This window comes from Actinomadura sediminis, assembly GCF_042675525.1.
Taxonomy (GTDB): Bacteria; Actinomycetota; Actinomycetes; order Streptosporangiales; family Streptosporangiaceae; genus Spirillospora; species Spirillospora sediminis.
Map to the genome: position 1 here is coordinate 26,768 of NZ_JBHTJA010000075.1, position 6,313 is coordinate 33,080.

Sequence of the window (6,313 nt, forward strand, 5' to 3'; positions counted from 1 at the left end):
GTCAGGCGCCCTCGACGCGGTGACCGGCGGCGCGCAGCGCGTCGGCGGCGCCCCGCTGCGCGTGCTCGGGCACGAGGACGAGGTCGGCGTGGTAGGTGGAGGCGACGAACACCGGGATCCCGGCCTCGGCGAGCGGGCCGACGATCGCGGCGAGCATGCCGGGCGCGTCGAGGCCGTGCCCCGCGTCCCCGTAGAAGCCGACCCAGCGCTGCGCGTCACCGAAGGGCGACGCCTCCCGCACGACGGTGAGGCCCTCCGGCGCGCGGACGAGCGCGATCCACTCGTCGTCCTCGGGGAACGTCGCGTGCGGCTGGTGCCCCACGGTGAACTGGGACGGGACGAGGTGGAGGCGCTGGCCGTCGGCGGTCATGGGGCAACTCTAATGAGCGGCGCCGACGGGCGGAGCGGGACTATTCGGGCGCGAACCAGACGGCGCCGAGCGGCGGGACCCGCAGCACGGCCGACGCGGGCAGCCCGTGGCAGGGTTCGGCGACGGCCTCGATGCGGCCGAGGTTGCCGACGCCGCTGCCGCCGTACTCGTACACGTCGGTGTTGAGGATCTCCCGCCACCCGCCCGTGCGGGGGAGTCCGAGCCGGTAGTCCTCGTGCGGGTTCCCGGAGAAGTTGATCACGCAGGCGACGACCGGCGGTTCGGCCGCGCCCGCCGCGCCCGCCGCGCCCTCCGGGTCGTTCTCGGGCGGCGTCCCGTACCGCAGGTAGGACAGCGTGTTGCCGCCCGCGTCGTTCCCGTCGATCCAGCGGAAGCCCTCGTGGTCGCTGTCGCGCGTCCACAGCGCGGGTTCCTCGCGGTAGGCGAGGTTCAGGTCGCGGACGAGTTTCTGCAGGCCGAGGTGGTTCGCGCCTTCGGCGGCGTTCTCCAGCAGCCACCAGTCCAGCGGGCGTTCCTCGGCCCATTCGGCGCCCTGCCCGAACTCCTGCCCCATGAACAGGAGCTGCTTGCCGGGGTGCGACCACATGTAGGCCAGGAGCGCGCGCAGCCCGGCGAACTTCTGCCACGTGTCGCCGGGCATCTTGCTCAGCAGCGAGCCCTTCCCGTGGACGACCTCGTCGTGCGACAGCGGCAGGACGTAGTTCTCCGAGAACGCGTACATGAGCGAGAACGTGATCTCGTTGTGGTGGTAGTTCCGGAACACCGGTTCGTGACGCAGATACTCCAGCGTGTCGTGCATCCAGCCCATGTTCCACTTGAACCCGAAGCCGAGCCCGCCCAGGTGGGTGGGGCGGGACACGCCGGGCCACGCCGTCGACTCCTCGGCGACCGTGATGACCCCGGGGTTGCGCTTGTAGACCGTGGCGTTCATCTCCTGCAGGAAGGAGATCGCCTCCAGGTTCTCCCGCCCGCCGTACACGTTCGGGGTCCAGCCGCCCTCTTCGCGGGAGTAGTCCAGGTACAGCATCGACGCCACGGCGTCCACACGGAGCCCGTCGATGTGGAACTCCTCCAGCCAGTACGACGCGTTCGCCACGAGGAAGTTGCGGACCTCGGCGCGGCCGTAGTTGAACACGAGCGTCCCCCAGTCGGGGTGCTCGCCGCGCGTCGGGTCGTCGTGCTCGTACAGGGCGGTGCCGTCGAACCGGGCGAGGGCCCACTCGTCCTTGGGGAAATGGGCGGGGACCCAGTCCATGAGGACGCCGACGCCCGCCTGGTGCAGCCGGTCGACGAGGTAGCGGAAGTCGTCCGGGGTCCCGAACCGGGACGTGGGCGCGTAATAGGACGTCACCTGGTAGCCCCAGGACGGACCGTACGGGTGCTCGGTGACGGGCAGGAGTTCGACGTGCGTGAACCCCATGTCCCTGACGTACGTGGTGAGCTCTTCCGCGAGGTCCCGGTAGCCGAGGCCGGGACGCCACGACCCGAGGTGGACCTCGTACACGCTCATCGGCTCGTGCAGCCAGTCGTGCTGCTTGCGGGCGTCCATCCATTCGGTGTCGCCCCACTCGTAGGACGAGGTGAACACGCGGGACGCGGTCGCCGGGGGCTGCTCGGTGTAGCGGGCCATCGGGTCGGCCTTCGTGCGCCAGTGCCCGTCGGCCCCGAGGATCTCGAACTTGTAGCGCATGCCGTCGCCGACGCCCGGGACGAACAGCTCCCAGACGCCCGTGGACCCGAGCGACCGCATGGGGTGGGCGCGCCCGTCCCAGTGGTTGAAGTCGCCGACGACCCGGACGCCGCGCGCGGTCGGCGCCCACACCGCGAACGCGGTGCCGGTGACCTGGCCGAACGCCGAGGTGTAGGTGCGGACGCGGGCGCCGAGCGCGTGCCACAGCTCCTCGTGCCGGCCTTCGCTGATCAGGTGCAGGTCCAGCTCGCCGAGCGTCGGGAGGTGCCGGTACGGGTCGTCCTGCACGGTCTCGAGCCCGTCCCCGTAGGCGACGGCGAGCCGGTAGTCGGGCACCGCGAGCGGCGCCTCGTCCTCGTCGTCGCCCGACAGCGACGACCCGATCGGCAGGGTGCCCGCGAAAACGCCCTGGTGGACGTGCCGGAGCGGGTGCCGGTCGCCGTTCGGCAGGACGACCTCGACCCGTTCGGCGAGCGGGCGCAACGCCCGGACGGTGACGCCCGAGCGCCCCGGATGGGCGCCGAGGACGCCGTGCGGGTCATGGTGGTCGCCGCCGACGAGCCGGTCGATCTCCGCGTGCGTCACCCGCGCCATGGCGTCATGGCCTCCTCGTCCCCGTCCCCTGCTGTCGCTTCCACAGGGATGAGTGCCCCGAGATCGGCCTGTTTCACATGAGCGGACCGACCCTTTCCAACAGATTGCGATCCGTTCAGGAGACGGGGGTTGCGATCGGGCATGATGCACCGTCTTGTGACGGTTGCGCCACTCGCGCCGGCGGACGGGCGGCCCGCCGCGTCCGCCGAACAATTCTTGGCGGCTCGTGGGATTCTCAGCGAAAAAGTTGCGACCGTACGGGCGGCGCCGCTCTTTGTTTGGGGTCGCGCGGAAAGGCGCCGCCCGTACGGTCACGTCCATATGGCCCCAGGGGCTACATCGACCCCTCCGCCCCGGGCTCCACTTTCGTGTCACTCCAGCGACACAAGTACCTGTCGTTCCGTCCCGCCCCGGCCCGGTCCGGCCCCGCGCACGGGCCGGGCCGCGACGGTCCCCGCGTCCGCGTCACCGGTCGCCCCGCCCCTCCGCGGTCTGCTCGCGCAGCAGCGCGCGCAGGCCCGCCGAATCGTCCGCGGCCACCGTCATCGCATATCCCGCCTGCAACTGGGCGTCGGTGAGATCGCCGCTGCGGGTCGCGTACCAGCGGCCCGCGTCGCTGCGCCAGACCTGCCAGCCCGGAAACTCCGTCTCGATGGCCGTCTTCAGATCGTCGAAGTCGCCCATCAAGGTCGTCCTTTCCCCGAGGCGGCTTTCTGTATACAAAAGTCTTACTCGGTCTCAGAGGTGTCAAGCTGTCCGTAAGCGGACCGTGCCCCCGCGGATAGCGCCGAGCAGGGATGGAAGGGACTGGAGGGGCGGCCGAGAATCGAACGCCGGATCGAACGCCGGAGGGAGCGCCGCGCCGCGGACCGTGCGGGCGGCGGGGCGCGCCGAAGAAGGGGAGGTGGACGCCCGTGCCGGACCGTCCCGCCTATCTGCGCATCGCCGACACGCTGCGAGAAGGGATCCGGGACGGCAGCCTCCCGCCGGGATCGCGGTTGCCGACCATGGCGGAGCTGCGGCGGGCGCACGGCGTCTCGGAGATCGTCGTGCGGCACGCCATCGGGGTGCTGCGCGGCGAGGGCCTCGTGGAGACCCGCCGCGGCGGCGGCACCGTCGTCCGGATCCGGCCGCCCGCCCGCCGCGTCGCGATGGACCGGTACCGCGCCGTCGCCCCCGCCGGGCCGCCCGCCGGCCCGCCGGAGCGGGCGCCGGACGCGCCGCAGACGACGTTCACCCGCGACCAGAAGATCTCCTGGGAGGAGTACCGGCTCGACAAGGAGTTCACCCGGGTCCGCGCCGACCCCGAACTGGGCGCGCTGTTCGAACTGCCGCCGGGGACGGAACTGCTGCGCCGCCGGTTCGTCTTCTACGCGCGGGGCGAGCCGCAGCAGATCTCGGTGAACTTCCTGCCGTGGGACCTGGTCGGCGGCACGCCGGTCGCCGACCCCGCCCGGGAGCCGTGGCCCGGCGGGACGCTCGCGCAGCTCGCCTACCTCGGGCACCCGCCGACGCGCGTCGAGGAGTCGGTCCGGTCGCGGATGCCGACCCCCGACGAGGCCGAGACGCTGCGGCTCGCCGGCGGCGTGCCCGTCCTCGCCATCACCCGCCGGCTGCTGTCGGGGCCGGTCGTCATGGAGGTGTGCCGCGACATCGTGCTGCCCGCCGACCGCGTCGTCCTCGACTACGCCATCGACCTGTGACGGCGCCGGCCGGGTTCAGCCCGCCAGCCGCTCCAGGGTGCGGAGCGGGACGGGCAGCCAGGACGGGCGGTTGCGCGCCTCGTAGCGGACCTCGTAGACGGCCTTGTCCAGCTCCAGGGCCCGCAGCAGCCCGGCGTGCGCCACCGGGTCGGGGCCGCCCGCGGCCGCGTACCCGCGGCAGAACGCCGCCCGGTTCCGCTCCGCCCATGCCCGCGCCCGCTCCTCGATCGCCTCGGCGGCCGCCGGAGGGGCGTCGCCGCCCTCCCCGGCCTGCAGGAACCGCGCCGCGTACTCGAACGAGCGCAGCATCCCCGCGACGTCCCGCAGCGGGTGCCCGAGCGCCCGCCGCTCCCGCGGCGTCCGGGCGGGCTCGCCCTCGAAGTCCAGCAGCACCCACCCGGTGCCGGTCCGCATCGCCTGCCCCAGGTGGTAGTCGCCGTGGACGCGCTGGAACGGCAGCGGCCGCGCGTTCGCCGCGCACCGCGCGAACACGTCGCGGATCGCCGCCGTGTACGGGCGCAGCTCCGGGACGGCCGCGCTGACCTGCGTGAGCTGGTCGTTCATGTCCGCCACCCGGGACCGCAGCTCGTCCGCCGGGACCTCGGTCACGCCGAACGCGGCGGCGAGGTCGCGGTGCACCTGCGCGGTCGCCGCGCCGAGCCGTTCGGCCTCCGCGGCGAAGTCGCCCCCGGCGGCGCCCGCGTCCCGCGCCGTCGGGACGGGCGCCGCCGCGGGCTGCGCGAACCAGTCGCGGACGCTGGTGAGCGCGAGCTGCCAGCCGTCCGTCCCGCTCCGCAGGTACTCCGACAGCAGCGCGAGCGTCACCGGTTCGTCGCCGCCGCCCACGGCCGCCGGGTCGAGCTCCATCCACCCGTGGACGGCCGGGACGTGCGCGCAGCCCTGCCGGGACAGCGCGAGGTTGATCTCCAGGTCGGGGTTCACCCCCGGCGAGAGGCGGCGGAACAGCTTGCAGATGTAGTCGTCCCCGAAGATCAGCGAGGTGTTGCTCTGCTCGGCCGGGCTCGGCGCCGCGTCCAGGTCCGTCCGGATGGCGGCGCCGGGCGCGTGCCGGAACCGGACGGGCCCGAGCGCGTCGCCCGCGGCCATGTGGGCGAGCAGCGGGCGGGCCAGCTCGGGGTCGTGGGCCGCGTCGTAGACGTGCTCGTCGCCGCCGTCCCCCGCCGCGACCCGCCCGATCTCGCCGGGCCGCAGCCGTTCCGGCAGGTCGCGGCGGATGCCGAGGAGAAGCTGGTACCGGTCGGTGACGCCGTCCTGGGCGACGTCGAGGACGAGGTGGTGCAGGCCCGGGTCGCCGGGCCGCAGCACGGTCGCGGTGCCGATCGACAGCCCGTCGATCGGGCGGTGCTTCCCGCCGAACCACCGCTGCCTGGGCAGCCACTCCGCCAGGAGCCGGACGAGCGGGCGGTCGGGCGGCGCCACGGTCACATCACCTCTTCGCCGGGTTCGGTCTCGTCGGGCGGCGGCGGAAGGAGGAACCAGTAGAAGCCATGGCCCGGGAGCGTCAGCAGGTAGGGCAGTTCGCCGATCGCGGGGAACTGCACGCCGCCCATGCACTCGATCGGCGTCGACCCGCGGAACCGCCGCAGGTCCAGTTCCACCGGCTGCGGGAAGCGCGACAGGTTGTTCACGCACAGGACGGTGTCCATGCCGCCCCACTGGTTGGCGTCCCCGTTGCCGATCTCGCGGGTGTACGCCAGGACGGACGGGTTCGACGCGGCCAGCTCGACGTACGAGCCGACGCCGAACACCGGGTGCCGCTGCCGGATCTCGATCATCTTGCGCGTCCAGTGCAGCAGCGACCCCGGGTTGCCCGCGAACGCCTCGACGTTGACGGCCTGGTAGCCGTAGATCGGATCCATGATCACCGGCAGGTACAGGCGCGCCGGGTCGCATTTGGAGAAGCCGGCGTTGCGG

Annotated in this window: 6 protein-coding genes; 1 reads left to right on the forward strand and 5 read right to left on the reverse strand. The window is 73.1% G+C overall.

All coding sequences use genetic code 11. The annotated features are described in order from the left end of the window. Window position 1 precedes the first annotated feature (1 nt). From ACFQ11_RS27565 to ACFQ11_RS27575, 3 genes are all read right to left on the reverse strand, one after another. A complete protein-coding gene (locus ACFQ11_RS27565) occupies window positions 2–370 on the reverse strand; it encodes an ACT domain-containing protein (protein WP_378303766.1) in 369 nt (122 codons plus the stop codon). A 40-nt stretch (window positions 371–410) separates the two neighbouring features. Next, window positions 411–2,675, reverse strand: a complete 2,265-nt coding sequence (gene glgB / locus ACFQ11_RS27570; RefSeq protein ID WP_378303768.1) for a 1,4-alpha-glucan branching protein GlgB — start codon at window positions 2,673–2,675, stop codon at window positions 411–413. A 465-nt stretch (window positions 2,676–3,140) separates the two neighbouring features. Next, the gene (locus ACFQ11_RS27575; RefSeq protein WP_378303770.1) at window positions 3,141–3,359 is read right to left on the reverse strand and encodes a hypothetical protein; all 219 of its coding nucleotides are present in this window, start codon (window positions 3,357–3,359) and stop codon (window positions 3,141–3,143) included. A 230-nt stretch (window positions 3,360–3,589) separates the two neighbouring features. On the opposite strand from ACFQ11_RS27575, the gene ACFQ11_RS27580 reads away from it, so the two are divergent. Further along, window positions 3,590–4,378 (forward strand): GntR family transcriptional regulator, encoded by a 789-nt coding sequence (locus ACFQ11_RS27580; RefSeq protein WP_378303772.1) that lies wholly within the window; start codon window positions 3,590–3,592, stop codon window positions 4,376–4,378. A 15-nt stretch (window positions 4,379–4,393) separates the two neighbouring features. On the opposite strand, the gene ACFQ11_RS27585 is transcribed toward ACFQ11_RS27580, so the two are convergent. Both ACFQ11_RS27585 and ACFQ11_RS27590 read right to left on the reverse strand, forming a co-directional pair. Beyond that, a complete protein-coding gene (locus ACFQ11_RS27585) occupies window positions 4,394–5,818 on the reverse strand; it encodes a maltokinase N-terminal cap-like domain-containing protein (RefSeq protein ID WP_378303774.1) in 1,425 nt (474 codons plus the stop codon). 2 nt (window positions 5,819–5,820) lie between these two features. Beyond that, on the reverse strand, window positions 5,821–6,313 hold a 493-nt coding region (locus ACFQ11_RS27590), incomplete at its 5' end, for an alpha-glucosidase C-terminal domain-containing protein (protein WP_378303776.1).

What these genes read in the sequence shown, in the direction of transcription:
- ACFQ11_RS27565 (WP_378303766.1), bottom strand. Translation starts at nt 370, where the DNA reads ATGACCGCCGACGGCCAGCGCCTCCACCTCGTCCCGTCCCAGTTCACC.
- ACFQ11_RS27575 (WP_378303770.1), bottom strand. Translation starts at nt 3,359, where the DNA reads ATGGGCGACTTCGACGATCTGAAGACGGCCATCGAGACGGAGTTTCCG.
- glgB (WP_378303768.1), bottom strand. Translation starts at nt 2,675, where the DNA reads ATGGCGCGGGTGACGCACGCGGAGATCGACCGGCTCGTCGGCGGCGAC.